This window comes from Paenibacillus taichungensis, assembly GCF_003287275.1.
In the GTDB taxonomy this organism is placed as follows: Bacteria; Bacillota; Bacilli; order Paenibacillales; family Paenibacillaceae; genus Paenibacillus; species Paenibacillus taichungensis_A.
The window spans coordinates 886,942-913,265 of the sequence record NZ_QEVW01000005.1; the positions used below are offsets into that span (position 1 = coordinate 886,942).

27 protein-coding genes and 1 tRNA gene are annotated in these 26,324 nt (G+C 46.9%); 9 read left to right on the forward strand and 19 right to left on the reverse strand.

Annotated features, from left to right (window positions below; genetic code table 11):
- Positions 1-172 precede the first annotated feature (172 nt).
- From hemY to hemE, 3 genes are read right to left on the reverse strand one after another with little or no spacing between them, the layout of a single operon-like run.
- Complete coding sequence (gene hemY / locus DC345_RS09155; protein ID WP_113052800.1) at positions 173-1,597, reverse strand: protoporphyrinogen oxidase; 1,425 nt, start codon at positions 1,595-1,597, stop codon at positions 173-175.
- The gene (gene hemH, locus DC345_RS09160; protein WP_113052801.1) at positions 1,597-2,547 is read right to left on the reverse strand and encodes a ferrochelatase; all 951 of its coding nucleotides are present in this window, start codon (positions 2,545-2,547) and stop codon (positions 1,597-1,599) included. The genes hemY and hemH overlap by 1 nt, the downstream gene beginning before the upstream one ends.
- Positions 2,540-3,604, reverse strand: coding sequence for a uroporphyrinogen decarboxylase (hemE, locus tag DC345_RS09165; protein ID WP_063564891.1), 1,065 nt, complete (start codon positions 3,602-3,604; stop codon positions 2,540-2,542). The genes hemH and hemE overlap by 8 nt, the downstream gene beginning before the upstream one ends.
- A 204-nt stretch (positions 3,605-3,808) precedes the next feature.
- Here hemE and DC345_RS09170 point away from each other — a divergent pair, with 204 nt between their 5' ends.
- The gene (locus DC345_RS09170) at positions 3,809-5,020 is read left to right on the forward strand and encodes an MFS transporter (protein WP_113052802.1); all 1,212 of its coding nucleotides are present in this window, start codon (positions 3,809-3,811) and stop codon (positions 5,018-5,020) included.
- A gap of 94 nt (positions 5,021-5,114) precedes the next feature.
- Here the strand turns inward: DC345_RS09170 and DC345_RS09175 are convergent, their stop codons facing one another.
- Positions 5,115-6,344 carry a cytochrome P450 gene (locus tag DC345_RS09175; protein WP_113052803.1) on the reverse strand — a complete coding sequence of 410 codons (1,230 nt, stop codon included), beginning with the start codon at positions 6,342-6,344 and terminating at the stop codon, positions 5,115-5,117.
- Between the two features lie 510 nt (positions 6,345-6,854).
- Between DC345_RS09175 and DC345_RS09180 the strand changes: the two genes are divergently transcribed.
- Entirely contained in the window at positions 6,855-8,066 is a 1,212-nt protein-coding gene (locus tag DC345_RS09180) for an asparaginase (RefSeq protein ID WP_113052804.1), read from the forward strand.
- A gap of 139 nt (positions 8,067-8,205) precedes the next feature.
- Here DC345_RS09180 and DC345_RS09185 read toward each other — a convergent pair whose 3' ends face one another.
- The gene (locus DC345_RS09185) at positions 8,206-8,838 is read right to left on the reverse strand and encodes an O-methyltransferase (protein WP_113052805.1); all 633 of its coding nucleotides are present in this window, start codon (positions 8,836-8,838) and stop codon (positions 8,206-8,208) included.
- A 241-nt stretch (positions 8,839-9,079) separates the two neighbouring features.
- Between DC345_RS09185 and DC345_RS09190 the strand changes: the two genes are divergently transcribed.
- The 4 genes from DC345_RS09190 to DC345_RS09205 all read left to right on the forward strand — a co-directional run bounded on the left by DC345_RS09190 (position 9,080) and on the right by DC345_RS09205 (position 13,853).
- Positions 9,080-10,231, forward strand: a complete 1,152-nt coding sequence (locus DC345_RS09190) for a THUMP domain-containing class I SAM-dependent RNA methyltransferase (protein WP_113052806.1) — start codon at positions 9,080-9,082, stop codon at positions 10,229-10,231.
- 213 nt (positions 10,232-10,444) lie between these two features.
- On the forward strand, positions 10,445-12,442 hold the full coding sequence (locus tag DC345_RS09195) for an LTA synthase family protein (RefSeq protein WP_113052807.1): 1,998 nt from the start codon (positions 10,445-10,447) through the stop codon (positions 12,440-12,442).
- Between the two features lie 94 nt (positions 12,443-12,536).
- Positions 12,537-12,962 carry a cytidine deaminase gene (locus tag DC345_RS09200; RefSeq protein ID WP_113052881.1) on the forward strand — a complete coding sequence of 142 codons (426 nt, stop codon included), beginning with the start codon at positions 12,537-12,539 and terminating at the stop codon, positions 12,960-12,962.
- A gap of 156 nt (positions 12,963-13,118) precedes the next feature.
- On the forward strand, positions 13,119-13,853 hold the full coding sequence (locus DC345_RS09205) for a DsbA family oxidoreductase (RefSeq protein WP_113052808.1): 735 nt from the start codon (positions 13,119-13,121) through the stop codon (positions 13,851-13,853).
- Between the two features lie 367 nt (positions 13,854-14,220).
- Here the strand turns inward: DC345_RS09205 and DC345_RS09210 are convergent, their stop codons facing one another.
- Entirely contained in the window at positions 14,221-15,051 is an 831-nt protein-coding gene (locus DC345_RS09210) for an aldo/keto reductase (RefSeq protein ID WP_024629201.1), read from the reverse strand.
- 174 nt (positions 15,052-15,225) lie between these two features.
- Entirely contained in the window at positions 15,226-15,507 is a 282-nt protein-coding gene (locus DC345_RS09215; protein ID WP_113052809.1) for a hypothetical protein, read from the reverse strand.
- Between the two features lie 197 nt (positions 15,508-15,704).
- Here DC345_RS09215 and DC345_RS09220 point away from each other — a divergent pair, with 197 nt between their 5' ends.
- Positions 15,705-16,103: a hypothetical protein gene (locus DC345_RS09220; RefSeq protein ID WP_113052810.1), complete on the forward strand. Its 399-nt coding sequence runs from the start codon at positions 15,705-15,707 to the stop codon at positions 16,101-16,103.
- A gap of 85 nt (positions 16,104-16,188) precedes the next feature.
- Here the strand turns inward: DC345_RS09220 and DC345_RS09225 are convergent, their stop codons facing one another.
- The 10 genes from DC345_RS09225 to DC345_RS09270 form a co-directional block, all read right to left on the reverse strand.
- Positions 16,189-16,410: a YuzB family protein gene (locus DC345_RS09225; RefSeq protein WP_024629198.1), complete on the reverse strand. Its 222-nt coding sequence runs from the start codon at positions 16,408-16,410 to the stop codon at positions 16,189-16,191.
- Positions 16,411-16,431: 21 nt separating this feature from the next.
- Positions 16,432-16,734, reverse strand: a complete 303-nt coding sequence (locus DC345_RS09230) for an iron-sulfur cluster assembly accessory protein (RefSeq protein ID WP_064639226.1) — start codon at positions 16,732-16,734, stop codon at positions 16,432-16,434.
- A 144-nt stretch (positions 16,735-16,878) separates the two neighbouring features.
- The gene (locus DC345_RS09235; RefSeq protein WP_113052811.1) at positions 16,879-17,136 is read right to left on the reverse strand and encodes a hypothetical protein; all 258 of its coding nucleotides are present in this window, start codon (positions 17,134-17,136) and stop codon (positions 16,879-16,881) included.
- Positions 17,137-17,367: 231 nt separating this feature from the next.
- Positions 17,368-18,582, reverse strand: a complete 1,215-nt coding sequence (locus tag DC345_RS09240; RefSeq protein ID WP_397333645.1) for a M14 family metallopeptidase — start codon at positions 18,580-18,582, stop codon at positions 17,368-17,370.
- A gap of 242 nt (positions 18,583-18,824) precedes the next feature.
- The gene (racE, locus tag DC345_RS09245; RefSeq protein WP_113052883.1) at positions 18,825-19,634 is read right to left on the reverse strand and encodes a glutamate racemase; all 810 of its coding nucleotides are present in this window, start codon (positions 19,632-19,634) and stop codon (positions 18,825-18,827) included.
- A 225-nt stretch (positions 19,635-19,859) separates the two neighbouring features.
- On the reverse strand, positions 19,860-20,246 hold the full coding sequence (locus DC345_RS09250; protein WP_113052812.1) for a YtxH domain-containing protein: 387 nt from the start codon (positions 20,244-20,246) through the stop codon (positions 19,860-19,862).
- A gap of 187 nt (positions 20,247-20,433) precedes the next feature.
- Positions 20,434-21,339 carry a DUF4261 domain-containing protein gene (locus DC345_RS09255; protein WP_181586529.1) on the reverse strand — a complete coding sequence of 302 codons (906 nt, stop codon included), beginning with the start codon at positions 21,337-21,339 and terminating at the stop codon, positions 20,434-20,436.
- An 11-nt stretch (positions 21,340-21,350) separates the two neighbouring features.
- Positions 21,351-21,812, reverse strand: a complete 462-nt coding sequence (locus DC345_RS09260) for a DUF86 domain-containing protein (RefSeq protein WP_113052814.1) — start codon at positions 21,810-21,812, stop codon at positions 21,351-21,353.
- Between the two features lie 173 nt (positions 21,813-21,985).
- Complete coding sequence (locus DC345_RS09265; RefSeq protein ID WP_063564906.1) at positions 21,986-22,273, reverse strand: Dabb family protein; 288 nt, start codon at positions 22,271-22,273, stop codon at positions 21,986-21,988.
- 177 nt (positions 22,274-22,450) lie between these two features.
- Complete coding sequence (locus DC345_RS09270) at positions 22,451-22,951, reverse strand: phage holin family protein (protein WP_397333647.1); 501 nt, start codon at positions 22,949-22,951, stop codon at positions 22,451-22,453.
- A gap of 438 nt (positions 22,952-23,389) precedes the next feature.
- On the opposite strand from DC345_RS09270, the gene DC345_RS09275 reads away from it, so the two are divergent.
- Positions 23,390-23,986, forward strand: coding sequence for a helix-turn-helix domain-containing protein (locus DC345_RS09275; protein WP_024629188.1), 597 nt, complete (start codon positions 23,390-23,392; stop codon positions 23,984-23,986).
- 678 nt (positions 23,987-24,664) lie between these two features.
- Here the strand turns inward: DC345_RS09275 and DC345_RS09280 are convergent.
- Positions 24,665-25,819, reverse strand: a complete 1,155-nt coding sequence (locus DC345_RS09280; protein WP_113052815.1) for a sn-glycerol-1-phosphate dehydrogenase — start codon at positions 25,817-25,819, stop codon at positions 24,665-24,667.
- Positions 25,820-25,979: 160 nt separating this feature from the next.
- Between DC345_RS09280 and DC345_RS09285 the strand changes: the two genes are divergently transcribed.
- Positions 25,980-26,159 (forward strand): hypothetical protein, encoded by a 180-nt coding sequence (locus DC345_RS09285; RefSeq protein WP_113052816.1) that lies wholly within the window; start codon positions 25,980-25,982, stop codon positions 26,157-26,159.
- A 60-nt stretch (positions 26,160-26,219) separates the two neighbouring features.
- On the opposite strand, the gene DC345_RS09290 is transcribed toward DC345_RS09285, so the two are convergent.
- A tRNA-Leu gene (locus DC345_RS09290) sits at positions 26,220-26,303 on the reverse strand.
- Positions 26,304-26,324: the final 21 nt, after the last annotated feature.

Below are 26,324 nucleotides of genomic sequence, written 5' to 3' on the forward strand. Positions count from 1 at the left end.
CTTCTTCACAGCAATCCTTATCATATTATATCAGGCATATTCTGGATTTCCATCATTCCTTGGAAGTGCAAACATTGAAAGAGTTTACTTCTCTCACCTTTTCGCTTTATGGTACAAAAAAGGCCGTCTCCCCTGTAGAAAAACTCTACGTTCGAGACAGCCATAACGTTAATTATTTTGCATCAATCAATTGTGTAGCTTGAACTGACATTTCCTTCGCCTGTTTGATACAGTCAGGCAAGCCTACCCCTTCATAACCAGCGCCCGCAATGTAAACCCCCGGCAATTTGCTGCCAAGTTCATCCCGGAGTGCTGCAATCTGCTGCAAATGACCTACCGGATACTGCGGCATGGATTTGCGGAGCCGAGTAATTTCCGAGAAGATCGGAACGGCCTCTACGCCCATCGTTTCACGTAAGTCCTTGAGGACCAGATCCGTCAGTGCATCATCCGGGAGTTCCACATTCTGTTCGTCTCCCGAACGGCCAACATAACAACGAAGCAGTACTTTGTCATCCGGGCTGGTGTGCAGCCACTTGGTTGATGTCCATGTACATGCTGTAATATTGCGGCCTTCCTTACGCGGAACGAGGAAACCCGATCCATCAAATACATGTTCGATATCCTTTTTCTCAAAAGCCAGCACAACATTCGCTACCGATACGTAATTGATTGCATCAAGAGCCGCTGTATCCACATGCGGTTGCAGCAGCTCGGATGCAACATACGTAGGCACGGTAATGACTACATCATCTGCTTCAAGACGCTCTCCGTTATCCAGCTGAATGCTATATCTGGCTGCATCTCCAGTCTGAACCTCCAGGGATTGCACGGAAGTGTTCAGCCGTTGATCCACGTCCTGCAATTCATGGACAAGCGCATGAACCAGACTCTGCAAGCCCTGACGGAAGTTCAGAAAAGCACTCCTCTTCGTTCCCGTATGAGTCTCTGCTGGTTTGCGGCCCGTCATCATTCCCCGGATCAAACTACCGTAATCCCGCTCCACTTCGCCAAATTGCGGGAAGGTTGCCTGAAGACTCAATCTCCGCATGTCACCTGCATAGATGCCCGCAAGCAGCGGCTCAGTTAGGTTTTCCAGCACTTCCGCTCCAAGTCGGCGTTCAATCATATAACCGAGCGATTCATCCTCTGTTGTACGACGGGGAGGGATGACAAAATCCATTAAAGCCCTCAGCTTGCCTGCCGGAGATACAAGGCCACTTCTCAGAAACGGTCTCAACTCCGTCGGAATGCCAAGAACAAGTCCTGCCGGCATAGGATGCAGCTTGCCACGCTGCATGATGTACGTTTTTTTGGATTCCGGATTTTGGCTGACCAGCTCATGGTCTATTTCCAGCTCTTTAGCCAAATCAATCATCGCCGTTTTGCGGGCAAGGAAAGAATCCGGCCCCTTCTCGATGACGAATCCATCCCGGTGTAGCGTCTCGATCATGCCACCCATGGAAGAACTCTTCTCAACCAAGGTAATGACAGGTTCAACCCCTGCTTCCCGGTAATGCTTCCGGATATAAAATGCCGCGCTTAGGCCGGTCAGACCTCCGCCGACAACAACGACACGACGTTTATGGTCATCCATTACTCATCCGTTCCTTGCTGCCACTGGCTAATAATGACGTCACTTAACGTTTCCATGTAAAGTGGGTCACTATTGAGAGAATCGATACGCATAAGGCGCATGTCAATCTCTTTGGCAATCGCTTTGGCTTCAATATCAAGATCATAGAGCACTTCCAGATGATCCGATACGAATCCAATCGGTGCTACAAGCACATCTTCCACCTGTTCACGAGCAAGATCCTGAAGCGTGTCCAGAATATCAGGGCCCAGCCACGGCTCCGCCGTCCGCCCTGCACTTTGCCACGTGAACTGCCAGTTCGTAATTCCTAAACGGGAAGCAATGACTTCCGAAGTCTCCAGCAGTTGCTGCGGATATGGATCACCGATATCTACAATTCGTGCAGGCAGACTGTGTGCACTGAACAGCACGCGTACATCCCCGCGTTTGGCTCCAGCTTCCTCGAAAGCATCCAATTTGGCGCTAACACGTGTGGAGAGAGCCTGAATCAATTTCGGGTGCAGATGATAACTCTCAATGAAGGACATCTGGATACCCAGTTCTTCCGCTTTCTCCCGAGCACGCTTGATATAGCTCCCTACACTCATCGTGGAGAAATGTGGTGCCAGTACGATGCCTATTGCAGTTTGAACTCCATCCTTCGCCATCTGTTCCACGCCATCCTCAATGAACGGATACGCATGCTTCAACCCTTGATAACAACGGAATTCAACCTCATTGGAACGATCATCCTTGTTTAATGTCTCCTGGAGGGCTTTAACCTGATTATCCGTGTTTTCCCGAAGAGGGAACACACCCCCAACAATCGCTTCATAACGGTCGGTCAATTCCTTCAGTTGTTCCGGTTCAGGTGGACGTCCTCTCCGGATATGTGTGTAATATGCTTCAATACTTTCCATATTCTCAGGCGTGCCATACGACATCACCAGTACACCTACTGTATTAGTCATTAGTAACCGTCACCCCAGTCTTCAATGCTTCAGCAGAATATTCATGAATATACGCCGTGAGTTCTCTTAATTTATCCAAAGATGCTTCAGGAAATAGTCCGTGCCCCAGATTGAAAATATACCCTGGCTCCTTGATACCTTCGTCAATAATCAGTTTGGCATGCTGCTTAATCAGATCCATCGGTGCAGTCAGCACATAAGGGTCAAGGTTACCTTGCACAGCAAATTTTCCGCCCAGTCGTTTACGTCCCTCGGAGATGGATACTCTCCAATCCAGCCCAATCACATCAGCCTGCAGATCATGCAGGGTTGGCAGCAATTCTCCAGAAGCCACACCCGGGAAATAAATTTTCGGTACATTCAAATCCGATAATTCGGTAAAGATACGAGTAATCGTCGGCAACACATACGTTCTGAAGTCGTTTGGCGAAAGCGCGCCAACCCAACTGTCGAACAGTTGGAATGCTTTGCCGCCGTTCGCAATGTGTGCACGGACATATGTAATCACCATATCGCCCAGTTTTTGCATTAATTTATGCCACACTTCAGGTTCACTGTACATCATCGTTTTGGTCCGTATGTACCCTTTGGAAGGTCGGCCTTCAATCAAATAGCTGGCGATGGTAAACGGTGCACCGGCAAACGTAATCAAGGGTACATCGAGTTCCTTGTCCAGAATTCGAATCGTCTCCAGAATATGAGACAGGTCTCCTTCAACATCAATGGGACGCAAACGATCCACATCTGCCGCCGTGCGGATTGGATTGTCTATAACAGGTCCAATATTTTTAACAATATCAAAATCTATACCGAGTGAAGCAACCGGATTCATAATATCGGAATACAAAATAGCCGCATCCACACCAAGTTTACGTACCGGCATGAGTGTAACTTCAGCTGCTAGCTCAGGTTGACGGCAAATTTCGAGCAAAGAATACTTTTCCTTAATCTTGCGATATTCGGGATCATAACGCCCAGCCTGACGCATGTACCACACGGGAACACGGTCTACCTGCTGTTTGAAGCTGGCCTGAATCAGACGATCATTATAGCTCATGTAAGAAGCCTCCAATAGTTTTTGGACTCATAAATAACATTATGCCCTTTTTAAAGAGCGGTAACAACCACGTGTCGATCTGTTCCGATGACAATACTATGACATTCCTTACATCCCCTCACCCATATGCAAATTATGTTATAATGAAAGAATCGTGTTTTTTTGAAACGTTGCAGAAACGATCGGAAAGGAAGTGAAAGCACTTTGAAAACGTGGAAAGTAAACCTCATTGTGCTTTGGTTTGGACAATTTCTGGTCAACTCGGGAATGACCATGATTACCCCGTTTTTGTCCCTTTATCTCGCCAGGGATCTTGGCGTGGTTGGTGAGCATGAAATTGGCATATGGGCGGGATTTATATTTGCTGCCAACTTCCTCACCTCATTTTTGTTCCAGCCCTTGTGGGGCAAATTGTCTGACAAGTACGGACGGAAAATTATGTTGCTGCGTTCCGGATTCGGGATGGCGATTGTTATTGCCTTGATGGGTTTTGCACAGAACCCATGGCAGCTCCTTTTATTACGACTGCTCAACGGTACGATCTCCGGCTTCAACCCGGCAGCAGTTGCATTGATCTCGGGTACAACGCCGAAAGATCGCATGGGTTTTGCCATGGGCATCAGCCAATCCGGCCAAGTGGCCGGTACGATTCTGGGTCCGCTAATCGGCGGTTTGCTCGCTGATGCAGTAGGTTTCCGCCCTATCTTTTATATTACTGGCGGACTGATCTTCGCAGCTTCGATGCTCGCCATGTTCCTGGTCAGAGAGAAGTTTGACCGTAAGGAAGCAGCCAAACTGCCGGAACAATCCGTATTGTCCGGTTTGAAGGAACTGAACAAGTCGCCCCAGTTACCTGCGTTGTTCGCTGTAACATTCCTGCTGCAATTCGCCATGATCAGCCCGATGTCACTCTTGCCGTTATATGTACAGAAATTACACGGTTCGGATGTCAACGTCGCCTTCTGGGCAGGACTTGTCGGTGCAGTCACGGGATTGTCCAACATGGCCATGTCCCCGATTCTCGGAAAGCTCAGTGACAGGATTGGTTCACACAAGGTATTAACATTTTCTCTTATAGGAACAGGGCTCATGCTTATACCTCAAGCTTTCGTGCAGACGGTATGGCAGCTCATCATCGTCCGTTTCATGATGGGTGTGTTCATGGGTGGCCTGCTTCCAAGTGTCAATGCGCTCATTCGCTCCTATACGCCAGATAGCATGATTAGCCGGGCGTTCAGCTTTAATACGAGCACACTCGCATTGGGTAACATGCTTGGAGCCGTAATCGGCGGATTTATGGCCGGGTTCATCGGCATCGAAGGATTGTTCATCGTCTCTGGTGGTCTGCTGCTGCTCAACATGGTGTGGGTGAGATTCAAGCTGTACAAAAAGCCTCCTCTGCTCAGAGAATCATGACGCTTCGATTCAAATGATATTTATTCTTAAGAAAAAGCCGCTTTCAGTGCCTATCAGGCATGAAAGCGGCTTTTCACATTCATTTGTTCAAACCTTAACATTGATTCATTGCGTCAGAGGGCTTGTGAATTAAACTCTTGAATTGAATCGGATATTCTTTAACGCCAAATACAAAAGCACTTTGAATTGGCTGCAAAACCGTATCGGGCACAAGCTGGATATCTTCCATTTGGCGAAGCATCGTCTGAAGTACAACCCTCGCCTCAAGTCGTGCGAGTGGTGCACCGAGACAGAAATGAATACCAAACCCAAAACCCATATGTCTATTCGGCTTGCGGTCAGGCAAGAATTTCTCTGCCTGATCGAATTGACCACCGTCCCGGTTGGCCGATCCTACCCAGGATATCACCTGTTCCCCGGCCTGAATCGTTTGTCCGTTCAATTCTACGTTTTCTTTGGCAATACGCCCAATAGCCACAATTGGAGGATAATAACGCAACGTTTCCTCTACCGCAGTGGGGATAAGTTCAGGGTGTTCTCGCAGCTGCTGTTGAAGCTCAGGCTGCTCTGACAGAATACGAACAGCATTGGTAATTAGATTGGTTGTGGTTTCATTACCGGCAGCAAGTAACAAGATGCAAAATCCGACCACTTCCTCTGCCGTTAGCTTCTCCCCTTCAATCTCCGCAGCAAGCAGCAAAGAGATCAGATCATCCTCTGGTCGCTGACGTCTTTCTTCCATAATGGCCGTGAAGTAGCTCGCCAGTTCCTGCTGGTTCCGTTTCTTTTCTTCCATCAATTCCTGGAAAGCTTCATCACTGTCATCCCGCGCACCCTTCACAAGTGCATCAGACCAGTCTTTAAACTTCTGGCGATCTGAGGCAGGGACGCCAATCAATTCGGCAATCACGATAACCGGAAGTGGAGTAGCAAGATCATCGATAAGACGCATACGACCTTCTGAAAAGTGCGGAGTTAATAATTCATCAGCGATTTCCTGAATACGCGGAGCTAATGCTTCGATCGCTCTAGGTGTGAACGCCTGATTAACCAGGTCCCGCAGTTGTTTGTGCTTAGGCGGATCTGTAGTAAGCATGCTGGCGTTGGCACGATCACGTTCAGAAGAGAACAGTTTAGGGTTTTTCAACACATATTGCACATTTTCATAACGGAAAATATCCCAGCATTCTCGATGGTTGTCATAGCGGACTGGAGTGTTTTCACGAAGTTCAGCGTACACCTGGAAGGGAAGTAATTGTTGCTCCACCGCCTCCAGCTCCCGGATCGGAATGTAATTGGCATACTTTCTGGGGGCTCGGTTCATCGTTTCTCCTCCAATCATTAATATATATTTATTTACATATTGAAATCACCATATATTATAGACTCAACACTGCCGGCATACAAATATTTGGCAATAATTGAGCCTCTTTTCCTAGATCGTATTACAAAAATCATCAAGACTTGCTAACTTACACCCTCATTATTCGTTATGGATAGGATCACTTCTGCTATGGACGATCCTGCAACACTTCCCCCCCCAAATCTCCTTCTAAATCTATCAGGCCGAAAGACTCATATGTAATAAAATATTACATTAAAAATCATTTTTTATGATTCCATATTCCCCATCCTCTTTTTTTATCTTCTCATATTCATTCATAAAACCTAATAAATACGATATATACTCTACATTCCTATTAATGTAAACGATTACTCTACCTTTATCTACAATTGTCATATTATTTAACATGAAATACAATCAATTTGAATTCATATACATATCATCCTCAACAAACATCACACGAAACTAACCTGAAGGAGAGTGCTATTCATGAAAAAAACTTCAAATCTTCGTCCTTGGGCTGTATGGAGCACAGCCGCTTTGACGGCTCTGACCATTTCCCTGTCCCCCATCGGGACCTATGCAGCTCAGGCAGCTACGGTAGAAGTGAGCGGTACCACCAGTGCGGTTCAGGCCGCATCATCCACTCCGGCTCGCAATACAACCATCCCTGCTCTATCAGATTCGTTCAAACAATCCGCACTGCCTAATGTTCTGGTCATTGGAACGGGTGGTACGATTGCAGGTCAATCCGAGGATGCAACCAGCTTCAAGAACTATAAAGCCGGTACACTCCCGATTGGAGAAATGGTCGACGCCTTACCGGACAAACAGAAGATTGCAGATGTTAGCACACTCCAATTCGGAAATTCAGGTTCAGGCTCTTATACCATGGCTGATCTCTATGATTTATCTCAGACGGTAGATAAAGCTCTGGCTCAGTATGATAGCGTTGTGGTTACCACCGGTACAGATACCATGGAGGAAATCGCCTACTTCCTCGACATGACCGTACAAAGTGATAAACCCGTTGTCATTACGGGGTCCATGCGCCCTTGGACGGTTATCGGCTCAGATGCACAAGCGAATCTGTACAACGCCATCAAGCTCGCAGGCAGCGGGCGCACGACTTCATTTGGGACCGTGCTGATGTTGAACGATACCATTCAATTGGCACGTGGCGTGACCAAAACGAATGATTATCGAACAGACACGTTCGAAACCCCAATGCTTGGTGCAGTAGGTTATATTGATGAAGAAAACATTCGAATTTACCGTGCTCCTGCACGTGCCTTGAAGCCTGAAGGTACATTAAAACCGGCATTCGACCTAAGCAAAATCACGAAGGCAGATCTCGCCAAGGTTGAAATTGCGATTTCCTATCAGGAAGCTGGCGGCGAGGCTATTGAAGGATTTGTGAAAGGCGGCGCCAAGGGAATCGTAACGTCTGGTACAGGAGCAGGCGGTATTTCCAGAGCGATGGGACAAGCACGTACCAAGGCGGTGGAGGATGGTGTAATCTTCGTAACGACCACTCGGACAGGTTCAGGCAGTGTATATGGCGGAGGGAAAGGCGTTATCGCGGGTGACAACCTCAGTCCTCAGCAAGCACGCATTTTGTTGATGCTTGGCCTATCCTTCAGCGATGATTTTGACACGATCAAAAAATGGTTTGAGACTTACGGAACACCGGAAGTATAATAGCCACTCTTATAACTTCTCTCCAATTAAGCAGAAAGAGACGATAATCCCCTGAGATTCAGGAGTGTTATCGTCTCTTTCTTTTCGAATTGTCTGCGCATGCCACCCGTTTTAACGGATCTGTATCTGTATCTTTTTCTTATTTTACCCAGGCCAGAGCCAGACCATCATAATCCGGCAGCATCGTTGTTACGAGGCGCGGGTCACTCGCCATCTGCTCGTTGAAGCGTCGAACCGCGAGGACAGCCGGACCCTGCTTGTCCGGATTCAGCGTACGGCCGCGCAGGAAACAGTTATCTCCCACAATGACCGCCCCGGGCCGCGCGAGCTTAATGGCGTAATCGAGATAAACGGGATAATTCTCTTTGTCTGCATCAATGAAGAAGAAGTCGAAGGTACGCCCTTCCTGCGCCAGCTTCTCCAGACTGTCGGCTGCGGGGCCGATTCGATATTCGACCTTATCTCCAAACCCCCCTTCCTCCAGATGACCACGAGCCATCGCTGCGTATTCCTCTTTCAGTTCCAGCGAAGTCAGTGTTCCACCGTCACTTAGACCGCGAGCAAGACAGATACCGCTATATCCACCCAGCACACCGATTTCGAGTACAGCCTCCGCTTTTGATGTCTTCGCGAGAAAAGTGAGCAACCGGCCATAGGCCGCTGCAACCGAAACTTCCGGCATGCCGTTCGATCGGATGGCTTCTTTTACCTTTAACAAGAGATCATCCTCTTGAAATAATTGATTTACATATTCGTCAGGGGTCAGATTCACCGCTAAAATCCTCCTTGGACACTTGGACTGCTTTCCATATGGATGCCAATGTTCTATAATAAATGTTTGTTGTCAAACACAGGCGGTTGAACTGCTGCATCGGCTCGAAAGATGAATGCATGAGCGCACCGCATTTCTCATTGTAAGTTTTTTCACGGAAAGCGGCAAGGCCGCACCGTCACTATACAGCTTAGAGAAGGAAATTCCTTCTCCGGCTTGAAATGGAGTTGAAATGAATCACATGGCTCAATTGCAATTGATTGCGACCTCGGCGATGGGACTCGAGGCTGTTGTCGCCCGGGAACTGAAGCAACTGGGGTATGAGGATGTTACGATCGACAATGGCCGGGTTTTCTTCACTGGAGATTATATTGATATCTGCCGGTGTAATCTGTGGCTGAGAAGTTCCGATCGGGTGTTGATCAAAATGGGTGAATTCCCGGCGACAACGTTCGATGAATTATTTGAAGGTACCAAAGCATTACCTTGGGAGGAATGGATTCCAGCCGATGGCGAATTTCCGGTAGAAGGTCGCTCCCACAAGTCTCAGCTGAGCAGCGTGCCTGCATCACAAGGGATCGTGAAGAAAGCAATCGTAGAGAAACTGAAGCTGACTTATGACACGGAGTGGTTCCCAGAGGATGGGTCTCGTTATGTGATTGAGGTCATTCTGTTGAACGATCGGGCTCTGCTTACGCTGGATACAACTGGACCTGGTCTGCACAAACGTGGTTATCGCAAACTGGTAACTGAAGCTCCGCTCAAAGAAACGCTTGCTGCGGCGCTTATTCAGCTCAGTCGCTGGAATGTATCCCGCCCCTTCTATGATCCATGTTGCGGATCAGGTACAATGCTGATTGAAGCCGCCATGATCGGCTGGAACATTGCACCAGGACTGCGTCGGACCTTTAACTCCGAGAACTGGGCTGTCATTCCTGAAGAATTGTGGGAACAGGCGCGCGAAGAAGCATTTGACGCGGTTCGCGACGATATTCCATTGCAAATTTCGGGCAGTGACATCGATCCGGAAGCCATTGAAGTTGCGCAGGCAGCAATCAAGAGTGCCGGCTTCGCCAAGGATATTGAAGTCAGCGTCCTGCCAGCTCATCGTGCAAGACCACAGGGTGAATATGGTGTCATTATTACCAACCCTCCATATGGTGAACGTTTGAGTGAAGAGAAAGAAGTACAGAAGCTGCTTCGTTCTTTAGGGCGCAGTTACCTCGATTTGCCGACATGGTCCTTTTTCGCCATCACGTCGACCAAATCGTTCGAGGAAGACTTCGGCCACAAGGCAGACAAGCGCCGCAAGTTGTTCAATGGACGCATCGAAACCCAATATTATCAGTATTTGGGCCCACTGCCTCCACGTAACAAAACACCACAACAATAATAATATTAGAATGATCAAGCGCCCCTGCCTTCCACGGCTGGGGCGTTTTTTTGTATGTATTTCAGGAGACTTATGGATGATCTTGATAACATTGCTTCCGCATGAAGTTTTTATCCCCTGGGCATAGTTGAAAAGCCATGACACCACGCTATAATGGATAAAGTCCTATTTTACATTCCGTTAACAAAACCATTCATCAGGGAGGAGACATATATGTTTGTCACTAAGCCAACACGCGGCCTTACGCCGCGCGGGCTTCTGAGTCATCCACTTACGTTATATCTTATTTTTCTTGTACTCATGCTGCTCAAATTAATGTGGCTTCACCACAATCTGCACGCCTACAACATTACGATGGGGCTTCTGGACAAAGTGATTGCCATCGGTTCGCTGCTGCTTCTGTCCTTCTGGACCTGGTGGTTGCCTCGCCGGGGCATGATTATATCACTCGTTATGCTCAATCTGCTGCTCACTGCACTGATTTATGCGGATATGGTTTATTATCGCTACTTTCAGGATTTTTTAACGATTCCTGTGCTGATGCAAGCCAGACAGGTCGACGCTTTGGGAGACAGCATCGCTACGCTAATCTACGCCAGTGATCTGTGGTTTTTCGTCGATTGGCTGGTGGTTATCCCATATGCAGCAATCCTTCTTTTCAGCAAACGTAACCGTCGGGGAGATTACAGCGCATATTCGAACGGGTTAAACTCTTACTCATCAAACTCCCGCAAAACAACCATGCGTCGTCGACTCACCGCAGGTATCATTGCCCTGGTGTTGGGTCTGGGGCTCGCGGTTGGTCCGATTTATTTTTATAGTAAAACCTGGGCAAAAGGGTTGTTCGATAACAACTGGTGGAACGTATCCATGTACAATGTTACCGGACTTCTTGCTTTTCATGGCTATGATCTGTACAACTATGCCAAAGACCAGCTTGGCTCTGGACCGGAGGTCGATCCTGCCGATCTCGAACAGGCGGAAGCTTATTTCGCCAACAGACAACAGGCTGATCCACCGAAGGATGCGATGTTTGGCAAGTACAAAGACAGTAATGTAATCATTGTCCAAGGTGAAGCCTTCATGAATTTCATGATTGGCCAGAGCATTGGCGGACAGGAAATTACGCCTCATTTTAACGAGCTGATGAAGGAAAGCCAGTACTACAGTCACTTTTATCATCAGACAGGTCAGGGACGGACATCGGATGCCGACTTTGGGGCCAATATTTCATTGCATCCGCTGTCGGTTGGATCCGCATTTGTCCGTTACGCAGACCACAGTTACGATTCCCTGCCTTCTATCTTGAAGGATCATGGTTATAGTACGAATGTATTTCATGCCTATGAGAGTGGATTTTGGAATCGTTATACGATGTATCAGAATATGAAGTATGACAAGTTTTACAGTAAAAATGATTTTGAACAGGATGACCCGCTTGGCTGGTCGCTCTCCGATGATTCCTTTTTCCGCCAATCGGTTGAGAAAATGAGCAGTGAAGTGACAGAACCTTTCTATTCATTCCTGATTACGCTCAGCAGTCATCATCCATACGCGTTGCCCCAGGATAAACAGCAGCTGGATGTCGGGGAATTCAAGGGAACGATGTTTGGTAATTATCTGCAATCCGTTCATTACGTGGATTCTGCGCTCGGCAACATGGTGGAAGACCTGAAAAATAGGGGATTGTGGGACAAAACGATCTTCATGTTCTATGGGGATCACGATAACTCCATCAAGGAACAGCCGCAATACGAGAAGTTTCTCGGACGCTCGCTGAACGATCTGGATATGGAGCAGATTATGAACGAAGTGCCTTTGCTGGTGCATCTGCCCGACGGAGCCTCAGCGGGGACGATTGACGAGCCTGCCGGACAACTGGATGTTACACCTTCAGTACTGCATCTGCTGGGGATATCAGATCAATCCTACTACCACATGGGCAACGATGTGTACGACGGTTCCTCCCGCATGGTGGTATTGCGCAGCGGTGCATTTACAGATGGCTCCCTGTTCTATATCCCTTCGGATGATTACATCTATGACAGCGGATCCTGTTACGATCTGTCTACAGGCACCAAAACGGATATTAATGCTTGCCGACCTGCTCATGAGGAAGCAACGAAACGACTGCATGTGTCAGATACGGTTAATACGTTTGACCTGATCTCGCGTTTTCGCGAGCAGCAAGCGTCTGATTCCGAATCCTAACAAACACTGAGCGGAACGTTGCACCGACAGAAATGTATTATTCATTTTTCAAAGCTAAGCCGACACTACACTGAAATGGAGCTAATGCATGACCATGACGTCACATCCAGATCAATTCAATATTGAACAAAAGCTGTTCGAAGAAGCAGCAAACTTTGTCAAACATCGCTACCCTCAAGGGTGGGGTGGGGCGGCTGCCGTTTATACTGAATCTGGCTCGCTGTTAATCAGCGTAGCTCCAGAAGTGATTAATGACGCCACACACTTATGTATGGAAACAGGAGCCTATCTGGAAGCACACAAATTAAACGAGCGTGTCACCCACTCGATCTGCGTGGCACGTGACGATGAGTACTCGGCATTCAAGGTCCTCACCCCTTGTGGTGTGTGCCAAGAACGACTGTTTTTCTGGGGAGAAGACGTGAAAGCTGCCGTATACGACCCGGATGGCACTTTAATTTACAAGAGATTGGACGAAATTCAGCCTTACCATTGGACCAAAGCATACCGGGATAAATAAGAAGTTAAACTACAAGTGTTGAGAATGCAATCCGTTGCATGCTTCAGCACTTCTTTTTTTGAGGCTGGGAATAACCACAACCTTGCGAATGATGGAAAGTCGCTATATAATTGTAACTGTATTGGTTTCATTTATAGATAATGGAGGTTTTAATGCATGAATATTGAAATATGGTCCGACTTTATGTGTCCTTTCTGTTATATTGGCAAACGTCGTTTGGAGAATGTACTGGCACAATTCCCACACCGCGATGATGTGAAATTACAGTTCAAAAGTTTCGAACTCGATCCAAATGCTGAATTGAACAGTGGCAAAACCAACGCGGAATATCTCGCTGCCAAATACAATATGAGTGTGGAGCAGGCACGTGGCATGAATGCACAGATGAACGCCAATGCTCGTACAGCTGGACTGGAATACAACATTGATGAGATGATTCCTACCAACTCTTTCTCTGCTCACCGGCTGACCCATTGGGCAGAAACACAAGGAAAAATGCTTGAACTGAGCGAACGATTATTTCAAGCGATTTTCATTGAAGGCAAACATGTCGGCAATACCGATGTACTGATCCAGTTAGCTGAAGAAGTCGGTCTGGACCGCAATGCCGCAGCAGAAGTCTTGTCAAGCAATCAATTCGCAGACCAAGTGCGTGCTGACCAGGCCGAAGGCGAACAGTTAGGCATCCGGGGTGTGCCGTTTTTCGTATTTGATCGCAAGTTCGCTGTATCTGGCGCTCAACCGGATGAAGTGTTCCTTGACGCTATTCAGAAAGCTTGGGACGAGCGCTCCCCTTTCACCATGGTAGAGTCCAACACCACTGACACAGATGGCAGTGGAGTGTGCACAGAAGACGGCTGCGAGGTTCCGCAACCGGATCAATCCAAATAACACAAAAGCAGCAGGATCAAGGGGTTTCCCTTGATCCTGCTGCTTTATTTAAATCCATCCACATAAGATGAACTCATAATTTACACTATAACGGAGAGGGCAGAACGAATCTGGAGAAGCGGCGCTAAAAGCTTTCTGAAAGAAAGCTGCAACGGAAGCATACACTTCGCATTTATCACTGGATTTTACCCTTTGAAGATAGGGAATTCCAAAAATCCGGGGATAACGGCGATCGAAAGATTGTTCTGCACACGTAGTTGCATAGTGTAAAGGATTATGCTTTCATTTTATATCACGAAGAACGATCCGTCACCGGAACATCCACAAGCAGATCATTAAACACTCATTTTGGAATTGAGCTACATGCTCAATCCCAAAACAGCTGATCCGGATGTGGTCCCGTCCGTTTATCCGAATCCAGCGCATCAATTAGTTTCAGCTCATCAGGAGTCAATTCAAAATCAAAGATGTCCGCATTCTCACGAATCCGCTCAGGGGTAACCGATTTCGGAATCGTCACGATCTGGTTCTGGATATCCCAGCGCAGAATAACCTGTGCCGGTGTTTTTCCGTATTTCTGTGCCAGACTTTTCAAGGCCGATTCCTTGTTCAGTTTACCTCTCATAATGGGGCTCCACGCCTCCAATTGAATACCCTGCTCCCCACAGAAATCCTGCAGCTCCTGTTGAATCAGACCTGGATGCAGTTCCACCTGATTCACCGCAGGTACCGTCCCACCTTCATCTATGATATCGCGCAGATGGTGTACTTCAAAATTACTTACACCAATGGCACGTACGCTTCCTTCACTATATAGACGTTCGAATGCTCTCCACGTCTCTTTATACTGGTCTCTGCCAGGCCAATGAATTAAGTATAGATCAATGACATTTAATCCAAGCGCCTTCTGACTGGCCTCAAATGCTCTCAAAGTCGAATCAAACCCTTGGTCCTCATTCCACAGCTTTGTTGTTACAAACAGCTCATTACGGGCAATACCACTGCTCGCTATAGCCTGTCCCACTTCCTCTTCATTTCCATAGACGGACGCCGTATCAATGCTACGATATCCAACTTCCAATGCAGTCTCCACTGCTTGTTGTACTTCTTTACCTTTTGCTCGATAGGTCCCAAATCCCAGCCATGGCATCGTCACGCCGTTGTTCAGAATCGTACAATCTGTAATATGTTTTGTCATTCTGTACCTCCTGTGTGAAATTTGCCTGCTCTTGGTCTATTAACCTTCTCACCAAATTTTAAGCGGCACTTCACACACAGTTTGGCTGAGATCAACTTCTTGGGGTCATTCAAAAAAGACATGAATAACCCGCAAAGCACTGCTGCTCTGCGGGTTCTGGTGTGACAGGAACGCCTATAGATCCCCTTGCCCATTCTGACTCTGGATCGAGTTCAATCTTCTCTTCTCCTCAATGAACATCTCTTCTGCCAACTCAACACCCTGACCTCCAAGCGAACGTTCAGCTTGACGCATGGCCTGCTCGGTATGTGCCAAACGACGCTCTGCCTGTTCAATGGTCTGTTCTGTTGGATGTGACATTGCCTGTGAAACGGCAAAATGAAGTTTGTTCACTGCATTCTGCGCCTGGGATACGGTCGTATCGGCTTGCAAACTGGAATCATAACGCTTCGGCATGAGTATTCCTCCTTGGGATCATGTTCCTGTTACCCCTATAGCATGGTTGACATCGACCCTCCTTATTCTTCTTTTGCTGAAACAATGACGAATCGCTCTGCTTTCTCCAAGATAGAGATGAAAATCAATATTTTGTATAACCTTTTCCAGTCTAATGCGTTTATTTGATAAGTACCTTTTCACAAGGAGGTGTGTGTTTGAAGAATTTTGGGTTTGTTTTCATTCTGCTATCTTCATTGCTACTTACCAGCGGCTGTACACCTTCGACGTATGAAATAACGGGATATACAGGCTCCTCCATTAATGACGAGATTCCGGTTCCCGTAAATGCAAAGCAGGTAAGCTTAACGACACATTCAGACAATCCAAACATTCAAAAAGGCATTAAATATGAATTAAAATATATCGGGGGAGAACAGGGATTATATGTACCATCCGATTATTTCGAGAAGTTGTCCGAAGCCGGATGGGTTGAGGTGGAAGAAGAGCGTATGGGGAATATTCATTTTTTTTTAAAAAGCAATACGGTCATCGCCATTGAGATTCAAGAGGATACCTTTGATATTTTTGAAATGATGCAGGGCTTCACCTTTTAATCTGTACCATTTCCGATAAAAAAAAGAGAGGCCGCGGCCTCTCTTTCCTGTCGTGGACAAGTTTGCCCACTGCATATCCATATAATTACTTCACGAATTTCGCTACTTTTGCAAGCACTTCTTCTTCTGACGGAGCACTGATGTACCGACCGTTGATGAAGACAAAAGCACGCTTCGCGCAAGGACCACAATACGATTTGCAACCAATTTTGATCTCCGTATCCGGAGCCATTTTCTCCAACTTGGCCACAATCGATTTTAGTCTGATATGATTACATTTTTCGCATACGCGGATATCGTTAGCCATGAGTTCCCCTTCTTCGCTCCCTTAGTGGTCGCCGTGGTTGCCTTTGGATGGGTTCGTAATAACGAAGCCTTCTTCAGGGAAGTAAAGGTAATCAATTTTAACGCCATCCAGCAAAGGCTGATCATTCTCAATAATAACGTCAATCTCTTTATCGGTAGATACAACCGTATCATTTTCTTTTGGCGTATCGATATCGAGTCCGTAGTGGGCATGATCTCCGTGTGCATGTGTGATCACAACGCGCAGCAATTTACCTTCGTTCTCAGGCTTGTCCAGTTCAAGTTTCAATACTTTCGCGGCATTACGTGTAATTTTGCAGTTCATTTCATTCATCTCCTATATCTTAATTGCTGGTTCCAACAATTTTTCAGTATTTCTAAACTCCAGCATCTATTGTAAAGAAAATTACTGCGCTTCGCAATAACATTGATGCAAAATCGATGTTAAAACCACCCATTTTGTGTCGGATTAAGACGACGCACCCGCTGCAAGTACCGGATATTTGCGCTCCGCACGACTTACAAACCAGTTCATCAGCAACAACGTAACCCCGATATCATCTATAGGCATAAACGGCATCACGTCAGGAAGCACCCAGTAGAGCAGCGCTGGAATGATGAACAGCAGTTTCTCACTCAAAGGGATCTGCGGAGCCCGCAACAGACGCGGCAGCCGTTTGAATACTTGTGTCCATCGTTTGAATGACAGCAGTCTTCTCCACTTCATATGAACCCCTCCGTATGATTAATGCACTGAAATAAAACAGCACACGTTATAGTCACACCCATCATTACCCGTTCCGGAGAGATCCGGAACGACCGATGAACTATGCAGATTAAAAAAACGAACGCCGGTAACAGCGCCCGTTCCTGTTATACGAGTGGACAACCCGTAAGTTTCATGTTACCCCATCCAAATTATGTGAAGTCAGGTTTCATGGGTTCTCAGTTTCCCCTGTTAATACTCTCGATGTGATAATAATTCAGCCAACAGCATGCCAACCTCTACGCAGATGTCATCGAACTGATCCATAGGCAGCGGGTTGACTCCGAGTCCCACTTCTACCGTGAAGCCAGGCTTCCGAAACTTCTGAATGAACCAATCTTTGTACCCCGCGTCACTTCCACCCAGCTTAACTGCCTTGTACCCTGAAGCCCTTGCCAATCTGCGTGACAGCGGGGCACTCTCCTTTGGCTCCAAATCTCGGTAGTTCCAATAAATTTCCTGTCCCTGGCTGTGCAGTGAAACGACGGCATCAAAAGAATGCTGCTCGGTCCACTGTGCAAGTGCCCACGCCTCTGGTTCCGATAAAGGCGCCGTTCCTGCATAATCTCTGGGCCCTGGAGTCGTTATCCCTCTTCTGGCTGCCTCTTCCTCCCAATAAGCCGGAAATTGGTCGTTAAGGTCTACTCCCCTAATATTGGACTTCCAATGCGTAAAATGGGAGCGTCCGGCATTCCATGCCAGCAGCTCTTCTGCATGGGGATGATCATTGACCACGCCCTCTTGCACCAATTCAACTCCATCCGGGTTGACCATGGGCACAGCCCACAGTGTGGTTTCCTGCATCCAGCGTTCCGTCTGGAATTGATGCCACGGCGTATGTGTGCTGTAGGCATTGGCGTATTCTTCAATGAACCGCATCAGAACCGCCGTTGTCAGCCACTCATTCGCATGAACAGATGCGTTGACATGAATATGTCTGGGTCCTTGACCCAAACGCAGATAAGGCAAATCCTTGCCCATGACACTACTGCCTATCGAGCCAATCTCGATAAATGGATATTTCTTTTCCAGCAAACCGATATCACGATTCATTTCACGGTAACCATACTCTCCTTGCAGCTTGACGATAGTTTTTCCATTTGAATCCGGAATATGAATACATCGTCCGCACCATTCCGGAATGCTCGCTATTTCTGGATTGGCCTCGCGTAATTCTTCTTCAATCAGTCCAAAACGAAATGCAATATTGGCCACTTTTTCTCCCGGTTGTACTGCGTACCTGCGCCCAGTTCCTGGCGTAATGCGCAGCATCTGTCCTGTCAGCAAATAGGGCTGGGACGCTGTTTCCGGGTTGAGAGCGGCCAGTAACTCCCTGGTCATATGGTTCGCTGCCGCAATACGCGACAAGGTATCTCCCTGATGAACAATAATCCATTGCAGCTCCATGTCGATCTCCTTTCCCTCAGGAAATTGTGTAATCTCCTCTCCTTTTCTCGCTTGTGTCCTTACTGTATGTAATATGTATGCCGATCTGGTTGTCCGTCATGTGACATGAATCGCGTAAATCCCTCCAACATAAGAAAAACATGATAACATTCCGAAACTCTTACACTTTCTCATATGATCAAAAAAATCCCGGAACACTAAATGTTCCGGGATTCTTGTAAGCCTAGAAATCAAAAAAAACGCTATGATAATTGCGTAACCTGCCACACAACTGGCGTTTTGGAGATCTGCTCTCCCAACCATTGGCGAGTAATATTCTGGAACATGCGTGGATCACCTGTGCAAAAAAACTGATGGACCGGCGTCTCATCCCCACTAGCCAGCTTTCGTTTATCATACAAAATCGTACTAATTTCCCTCGCCGTTTCATCTGCCGAACTAATCAGCTTCACTTCCTGCCCCATAACCTCCTGAATGGTATCCATGAGAAAAGGATAGTGCGTACAACCCAGAATAAGACAATCAATTGGCTGCTGCTTAATTTCGCCTAAAGATTGCTCCACCGTACTTGTCGTTTGCTCGGAACGGAATTCGCCTTGCTCCACCAGTGGCACAAGTGCCGGACAAGCCTGACTGACCACATCAATATAGGGGGACAACTGTTTGAGTGCAGATGTATACGCACCACTACCAATAGTTCCCACGGTGCCAATGACACCGATGCGTCCTGTGCGTGTCGCTGTGATGGCTGCTCGTGCTCCCGGATGAATGACACCAATGACAGGCACATTCACCTTAGCTCGAATATAGTCGAGCGCTGCTGCCGTAGCCGTATTACAGGCGATAACGATAACCTTCGGATCGAACTGGATCAAGAAATCAACGATTTGTTCCGTGAATTGTTTAACTTGTTCGGACGAACGGGGTCCGTACGGTGTCCGGGCAGTATCTCCAAAATAGATGATCTTTTCCCGTGGGAGCTGACGCATCACTTCCTTGGCGACCGTCAACCCCCCTACACCGGAGTCTAATATAGCGATTGCTTGCTGCACGAACACACCGCTTCCTTCTTCATTGAATTGATTCTGTTAACAAATTGGTTCCCAGAGCTTTCTCCCTACCGTATGAATGTTCAGGCAAAAAGGTACCTACATCTTACCCGATTTCATCGCAGGGTTCAAACAAAATGCCATATCGTACAACTCCTGTACGCCCATGCACAACAAAGCAGGCTCCCCTCCAGATGGAGGAAAGCCTGCTCGCATTTAAGCTTAGCTTTAGATGCTGTCTTTGGAGTCGTCGGCAGGAAGCTTCGCGATGACTTCAATGCCTGACTCATTCGCTGCATCTGCATCGATGGAAGAATCGGAATCAGTAATGACGGCGGATACGCGCACTTCTTTACCTTCAGCGCAATTGCGCCAGGATTGAATATCCTGGATAACGACATCTGCCGTCTCTTTTACTTTGGATACGATCTGTGCGCTTTGTTCTCCTACCTTGCTAGCCAGTTCCTGACCTTTCTCACTCACCTGACGTGCACCTTCCGAAATATCTTGACGAAGTTCCCGTCCGGATTTTGGCGCCAGCAGCAAAGCTGTCACTGAACCTACAACCGAGCCGATTAATGCTCCCCACAACAAACTTTTGTTAGAATCCTTCACGTCGCATCTCTCCCTTTACCTTAAATGAAGTACCGAATAACGAAGCAACAGCCTGTTGCTCGTCAATCCGGGCGAATGCCTACTCTGTTGATGCAGTATAAGCAGCAAGGGCTTGACCTGACACTCGGATACCAAAAAAAATTCCGGATACCGTTTTCCGCACCTTCTGACGTTATCGAGATGTTTCTCAAGTCTGCCGCGCCGGCTCAAGCGGAGCAGCAGCATGTTCATCACCTGGGTCCAGATCAATCACATATCGTCCTGGTGCAATCAATGCCGCTTGATGCTCACAACGCCAGCGTCGTCCCCCGGAAGATCCCAGCGTCTGTCCATCCTGAAGAACATCTCCCTGATCAAATATGTAATAGGCGGCACCCAGTAATGTCTGGGCTACCGTATCCGGATCAAGCCCAATGAAATGACACTGTACATCAGGCACGCCAAGTGCTGACAACCCTACCGTGTCCATAACCAGCTGACGCTGCTCCTCCGTACCCCCAGCCTGATACATGCGCACATTCATCGCAGCGTAGAGATGTTCCTCACGCTCCTGTGACAGCACATAGGCTTCCGGTTCAACCAACTTGTCACTTCCGTACCAGTATAACGCCTCACAAGGCATCACTTCCATAACAGCCTGAATCGTCTTTTGGAACAATTCGAGTCGCTGTTTGCGCGGCATGGCAGCAGTGAACATATCATGAAGCCGGATCGAATATTGGATCGTTTCCATAGCTTGTCCTGCTTCTGGCCAATGCCAGGCTTGCTGTAAAGCCCCTCCAAAGCGGGCGCGATCTACAATCTCAGTAATAGGGAGCATGCAAGTCTGTGCTGGAATATTACCTTCCTGAAAAGAAACCTTATGGTCCAGATGGTAGAAAACCAGCATCTCGGGATTATGTTCCTCATTGCCCTGCTTCACGTCAAGCCGGACTTGTCCGGTATGACGGCTCAGTGCATCCTGCAAACGCCCCTGATCTATAATGGGACGTTCCTGAAATAACAGCTCAATCATATATACCGGATGAAATCCGGATGGTATGTCGTTCATTTCATTATTTCTCTCTCGATCTTCTTTCCATTCGTTCGTCATGCTGCTTCCCCTCATTCCTTGCTCTGTCCCTCAGCCTGTGCAGTCTGGAAAGGCCCGAGTTCTTTTTCCACATAGGTATTGACCTGATGGGAAAAATGTTCAAGCACGCCAGGTAAGTCACTGCTCAGCGGATGCAGTTCAGACCGCTCCCAGCTGTAATAGTCATGAACAAGCGGCTTGCGCAACGATACGAGGCGACTCAGCACCTCATAGGTTGCATGATCAAAAACCTTCTCTTCATGGTTAATTTGAATAATATCGTCATAGCTGCTCGCATCACGCATGATGAAGCCGTCAATCAGATAACTCCCCACATCCGTAACGATTTCAATTGCGAGATGAAGGCAGCGTTCCTGTACCAAACCCAGCATTAGACTGCCATCCCAAGCTTGTGACGCGCGGCGAAGACCTTCAGCCACCTCCGGTACGGCAGCAAGCCGGCGGGCAATCTGTTCCCTGTTTACGTAATACAATGTGTTCACTTCCCGTTCAGTGAATTATCGGTTCCTTTTTCCTCTTCGCTTCAGCCAAAATAACATCACAGGACAAGCGATCAGAAACACGACAAAAATATATAAAAATTCCATAACGTCTCTTAAATCGCTCATGCAGAGTCCCCTTTATCCAAAGTAGAATGAATAACAGATTAGATTTCGTAGTCCACTGCAATCGACTGCTCTCTGACCTCGTTCATATACTTGATGACTTCCTGATGCAGCGGATGCACCTGATATGCCTGAAGATCTTCCAGTGATGCAAATTCTGCCGTAAGTGAGATGTCAAAAGATCTGTCCGAACGAAGCACGTCGATACCTACTTCGAGCGAGACCAGAACGTCAATTTTCCCTTGCAGATTGCGAAGAACATTCGCAGCAGCTTCAATACTTTCAGGAGAACGATCTTTCATTTTAAACAGAACAATATGTTTAATCATCAGACAAGCACCTCATTTGAGTAAAATAATTGGTATGAATGAATTTTCTTGTATCCAAAATATATCATAACGTCCTCTATTACGAAAGGATACTTGGAAACGTTCTCTTCAAAGACAATCTATTCGGGGCTGCTTTCATTCGCCCTGGATTTCTTTTGAGACAGATTATCCGTCTGTTCACTTTGGTTTGTCTGTTTTTTCTGGGTCCACTTCTGCTGCTTGTTCTTTTGTCTCCTTATTCTCCACATTCGGCTGTGGTTGAGGCCATTCCCTGTCAGACAACCCCTCCTGTTTTTTCAGAACCGCTATAGCCTGTCTGAGCTTATCAGGCAATGGAAGCCCAATGCGGGCATAATTTTCGGTAATAGATATCAGCTCATTCACCAGATAAAAGTAGATGGCTCCCCCTTTAATGATGTCAGTCCCCATGAGCATGTCAATTCGGTGGGCAAGCAGAATAACCGTAAGCATGAGACCTTTGCGCGCAAGCCCCCAGAATCCAACATTACTATTCAATCCTTTTCCTGTTCTTACTGCCGCAGCGAGACCCGTAATATAATCCACAGCCATTGCAACCGCCAGTAAGCTAAGCAGTTGATCCCATCCACCAAAAGCAAACGTCATGAAAGCCCCTGAAATGGCAGCAAAGGTACTTACGGATGGACTCACGTTTCTCACCTCTCCCTCTCACTCAATCTCCATACAAGATATGTAAGAATAAGAGATTTTGACAGTCCACATGCCTGCTTAACACGCGGATTTCTAATTTCAGATTTGTGCACATTGGATATGAATTCCTTAAACGGAAATCGAGTTTTTATGGGTAAATCAGGGAAATAAACCGCATCATATCAACAAAAAATAGATAAAAGTACTAAAGTCTCATTAATAGGTAATTAGACTCATTTTATTTTTGTTCATTATCTATTTGATCCCTTAAATTTAGTGAAACATTGTAATCTAGGAATATACTAGGATGTGAATTGCGTCTGGTCTAGTTCATAATTCCTCCTTTGTAGCGGATTCACGCATCCACTCATTTGAAACAGGTGCACCCGGCACTTGAAAGTACCCCCATACTTATTGTAGTATTTGGTTAAAAAAATCGGAGGAAATATGCCTAATCAACCAGAACAACATTCCATCCAGGCGTGGTCTCTGATCAACCGTAAATATTTGGGAAAAGGCGTCCGTGTTAAACGATTCCGAAAACCGACACGCTGTCAAATCCGCAACCGTGTTCTTCTTGCCGTGCTGATGGCCAATGATATCAAGTTGTCTCAGCTCGCCGAAGATCTATCCATCTCTTCACGCAGCGTCAGCGCGTGGGTGTATGAAGGACGGATACCCGGCAGTACCAATTTGGACAAGGCATGCCAATTGCTCGGCTACCCGCGCCACATTCTTTTTAACGAAGAAGTGGTACGCAAAAGCCCTGTCATTTGTCAGCCCGAGCCTTCCCGCTTCATGAAGCGTACGGTGACCCGTTCTCCGGTTAGCAACCGTATTCTGACAGGCTTGTGTATGGTCCATGATTTGTCGGTGACAGATGTCAGCCACTGGATCGGGGTTCACCCCGGCACTTTCCGCAAATGGCTGCATCAGGGAACGCTGCCTTCTGCTGCGTTTCAGGAACAAGCGGAACAATTTTTCCGCATCCCGAAAACTATTTTGTTCGCAGATGTCATCTTGAAAGATCGCCACAATAACTAAATTAGCGAACAACCAAAAGGCTCTGCCCTCTCCCCAACGGGAGAGGCAGAGCCTTTTTTAAATAACACTTATATCTTCAGATTAAATTATATTAGGTTACGATTTCTTCAGTCGTGTGAACTCTCTATCGTCTCTCAAGGATGGTATGCGGTCCTCTTGCCCTCCAACCAGCTTTGTATGCATCATTCCCTTCATCTCAGTAAAGGCTTAACCTGCGCCTGTACAGCTTGCTCTCTGTCGAGGCGAAAATCTCCTTGTCGAAAGGCGCGGCGACTAAACTCATATATACCCCATCAAATGCTACCCAACCATTCCATTAAGTCATTGATCATTAAAAAAATAGAACTTCATCGTTAGCTTCATTTTCATCATATATTTGTACGAACAATTTAATTCAACACTTCTTATAAAATATAAAAAAAGCCTGTCCCCTAAGGAAGTAGGCTTTAATTAACACTTTAATTCAATATGAATAACGTTTGACCCGATCCATTCTAAACCCTTGCATGACCGTGCTCTTCAAAAATTATCTAGATATATTACTTTCCAATCAACCGCCAGCTCCTCTACCGTAAACAACGACACTATCTTGTCTCATACATTACATTATTCCCTCTAAAATTTGTACGTACAACTTAATACGTAAGAAAACACTTGTTCATATTATTTCTTTCATCCTTATTTCGAATCCACGTTAAGATTCTCGTTGATATATTTCAGTCCTGTATAGCGATCCCGAAGCAAATGAGCTGTGGTGAAAGCATGTTCTACCATCTCCATGGATACACCCAGTTGTTCAGTTGTTGTAGGGCCCCCGACTTGCTCAAGCCAAGCTGTAAGCTGCGATGCATCTGGCAGATTATTATACACATCGAAAACCGGTTCGCCAGATTTTTGTGCAAGATCTTTGTATTTTACGGTAAGCAATGCACAGGCTACTCCCACCTTGGCTCCATGCAAAACAGGCTTGTGCCCAGCTTCCATCAGGTCCATCTCCCACCGATGAGACAGATGATGTTCTCCACCGGATGCCGGACGGGAATGATCAATGATCAGCATGGAAATGCCGGAAACAATCAGCGCATCCATCAATACAGTCACACCATCGGCCCGTCCTTCAGCGATACCTTTGATATTCTCCACACAGGTCGTTAGTGCTTCTTCCGTCATACGGTAAGCTACGGGGCAGAACGGTTCTCCGCCCAGATCCCTGGAAACCACCCAGTCCGCCAGTGATGTATATTTACCAAGCATATCTCCAAATCCAGCAGCATTCATCTCTTGAGGGGCTTGCTCCAAAATATCGACGTCCGCGAAAATAGCTTCAGGCGGTACCGCCTGGAACGTCTGTTTAACGCCGCTTACAATAAGAGGTGCACCTGCCGAGGTAAACCCGTCAACTGAAGCTGCCGTAGGTACTGACAGAAAGGGCTTGTTCATTTTGGAGCAAACGAATCGCACCAGGTCATGAATGGTTCCTGAACCAGCAGCAATGATCGCCTGGCTTTCCTGTTTCACACCCAGCAGTACCTGCACAATCCCGCCCTCATCGGCGATCACGTCACCTGCTTTGTTCTCTGGCATGCCTATCTCATCCACATGAACGCCTGCTTCTCGAATGATCTTTACCACCTCGTGTCCTGCTGCCGGACCCGTAAATCGATCATATACCACGGTTACATGTCTGTACCCTTGCCCGGACAAATACCCAGGTAACCGCTGAATAGCTCCATGCTCCAGATAGACCTGCATTTGCACCAACCGATGACCATGCCCACAAGTACAATTCTTCGCTTCTTCGTTCCATGTGGCAATTCGCTCGTTCATATTCATTCCGCTCTCAACCTCCCTTAAGAAATATCATGCATAATTACATGGTTAAAACCACAAAATGAAAAAAGGAAATAAAATGTGAGTATTTTCCTGATCACACTTTACTTCCTGTAATAAAAATTTGCAAACCCCAAACTTACATTCCCAAGCAGGTGAACCTATGAAATTAACCAAAGAAATAGGGATTTCTCTCGGATTTCTCGCAGGAACGACATTTGGCAGCGGCATCGCTTTTTTGTTTCGCTTTCAGGCGTATGAGGTCATGGCCAGTGTTGCACTCTTTGGTATTGCTGGAGCGATTACAGGCCTTTGTGTGCAACAATTCATATTCAATAAATAAAAAAAACAAAAAAAGCTCGCGAATTGCCTTTAGAGCAATTTCGCGAGCTTTTTTCTTCGATGCGGTCGAGAGGACTCGAACCTCCACGGGGGTTAGCCCACACGGACCTGAACCGTGCGCGTCTGCCAATTCCGCCACGACCGCATAATATGTATCTTCTCATCA

Coding starts and splice junctions, on each gene's coding strand:
- hemY (WP_113052800.1), bottom strand. CDS start 1,597: ATGGATGACCATAAACGTCGTGTCGTTGTTGTCGGCGGAGGTCTGACC.
- hemH (WP_113052801.1), bottom strand. CDS start 2,547: ATGACTAATACAGTAGGTGTACTGGTGATGTCGTATGGCACGCCTGAG.
- hemE (WP_063564891.1), bottom strand. CDS start 3,604: ATGAGCTATAATGATCGTCTGATTCAGGCCAGCTTCAAACAGCAGGTA.
- DC345_RS09175 (WP_113052803.1), bottom strand. CDS start 6,344: ATGAACCGAGCCCCCAGAAAGTATGCCAATTACATTCCGATCCGGGAG.
- DC345_RS09180 (WP_113052804.1), top strand. CDS start 6,855: ATGAAAAAAACTTCAAATCTTCGTCCTTGGGCTGTATGGAGCACAGCC.
- DC345_RS09190 (WP_113052806.1), top strand. CDS start 9,080: ATGGCTCAATTGCAATTGATTGCGACCTCGGCGATGGGACTCGAGGCT.
- DC345_RS09195 (WP_113052807.1), top strand. CDS start 10,445: ATGTTTGTCACTAAGCCAACACGCGGCCTTACGCCGCGCGGGCTTCTG.
- DC345_RS09200 (WP_113052881.1), top strand. CDS start 12,537: ATGACGTCACATCCAGATCAATTCAATATTGAACAAAAGCTGTTCGAA.
- DC345_RS09205 (WP_113052808.1), top strand. CDS start 13,119: ATGAATATTGAAATATGGTCCGACTTTATGTGTCCTTTCTGTTATATT.
- DC345_RS09210 (WP_024629201.1), bottom strand. CDS start 15,051: ATGACAAAACATATTACAGATTGTACGATTCTGAACAACGGCGTGACG.
- DC345_RS09215 (WP_113052809.1), bottom strand. CDS start 15,507: ATGCCGAAGCGTTATGATTCCAGTTTGCAAGCCGATACGACCGTATCC.
- DC345_RS09225 (WP_024629198.1), bottom strand. CDS start 16,410: ATGGCTAACGATATCCGCGTATGCGAAAAATGTAATCATATCAGACTA.
- DC345_RS09230 (WP_064639226.1), bottom strand. CDS start 16,734: ATGAACTGCAAAATTACACGTAATGCCGCGAAAGTATTGAAACTTGAA.
- DC345_RS09235 (WP_113052811.1), bottom strand. CDS start 17,136: ATGAAGTGGAGAAGACTGCTGTCATTCAAACGATGGACACAAGTATTC.
- DC345_RS09240 (WP_397333645.1), bottom strand. CDS start 18,582: ATGGAGCTGCAATGGATTATTGTTCATCAGGGAGATACCTTGTCGCGT.
- DC345_RS09255 (WP_181586529.1), bottom strand. CDS start 21,339: ATGACGAACGAATGGAAAGAAGATCGAGAGAGAAATAATGAAATGAAC.
- DC345_RS09265 (WP_063564906.1), bottom strand. CDS start 22,273: ATGATTAAACATATTGTTCTGTTTAAAATGAAAGATCGTTCTCCTGAA.
- DC345_RS09275 (WP_024629188.1), top strand. CDS start 23,390: ATGCCTAATCAACCAGAACAACATTCCATCCAGGCGTGGTCTCTGATC.
- DC345_RS09280 (WP_113052815.1), bottom strand. CDS start 25,819: ATGAATATGAACGAGCGAATTGCCACATGGAACGAAGAAGCGAAGAAT.
- DC345_RS09285 (WP_113052816.1), top strand. CDS start 25,980: ATGAAATTAACCAAAGAAATAGGGATTTCTCTCGGATTTCTCGCAGGA.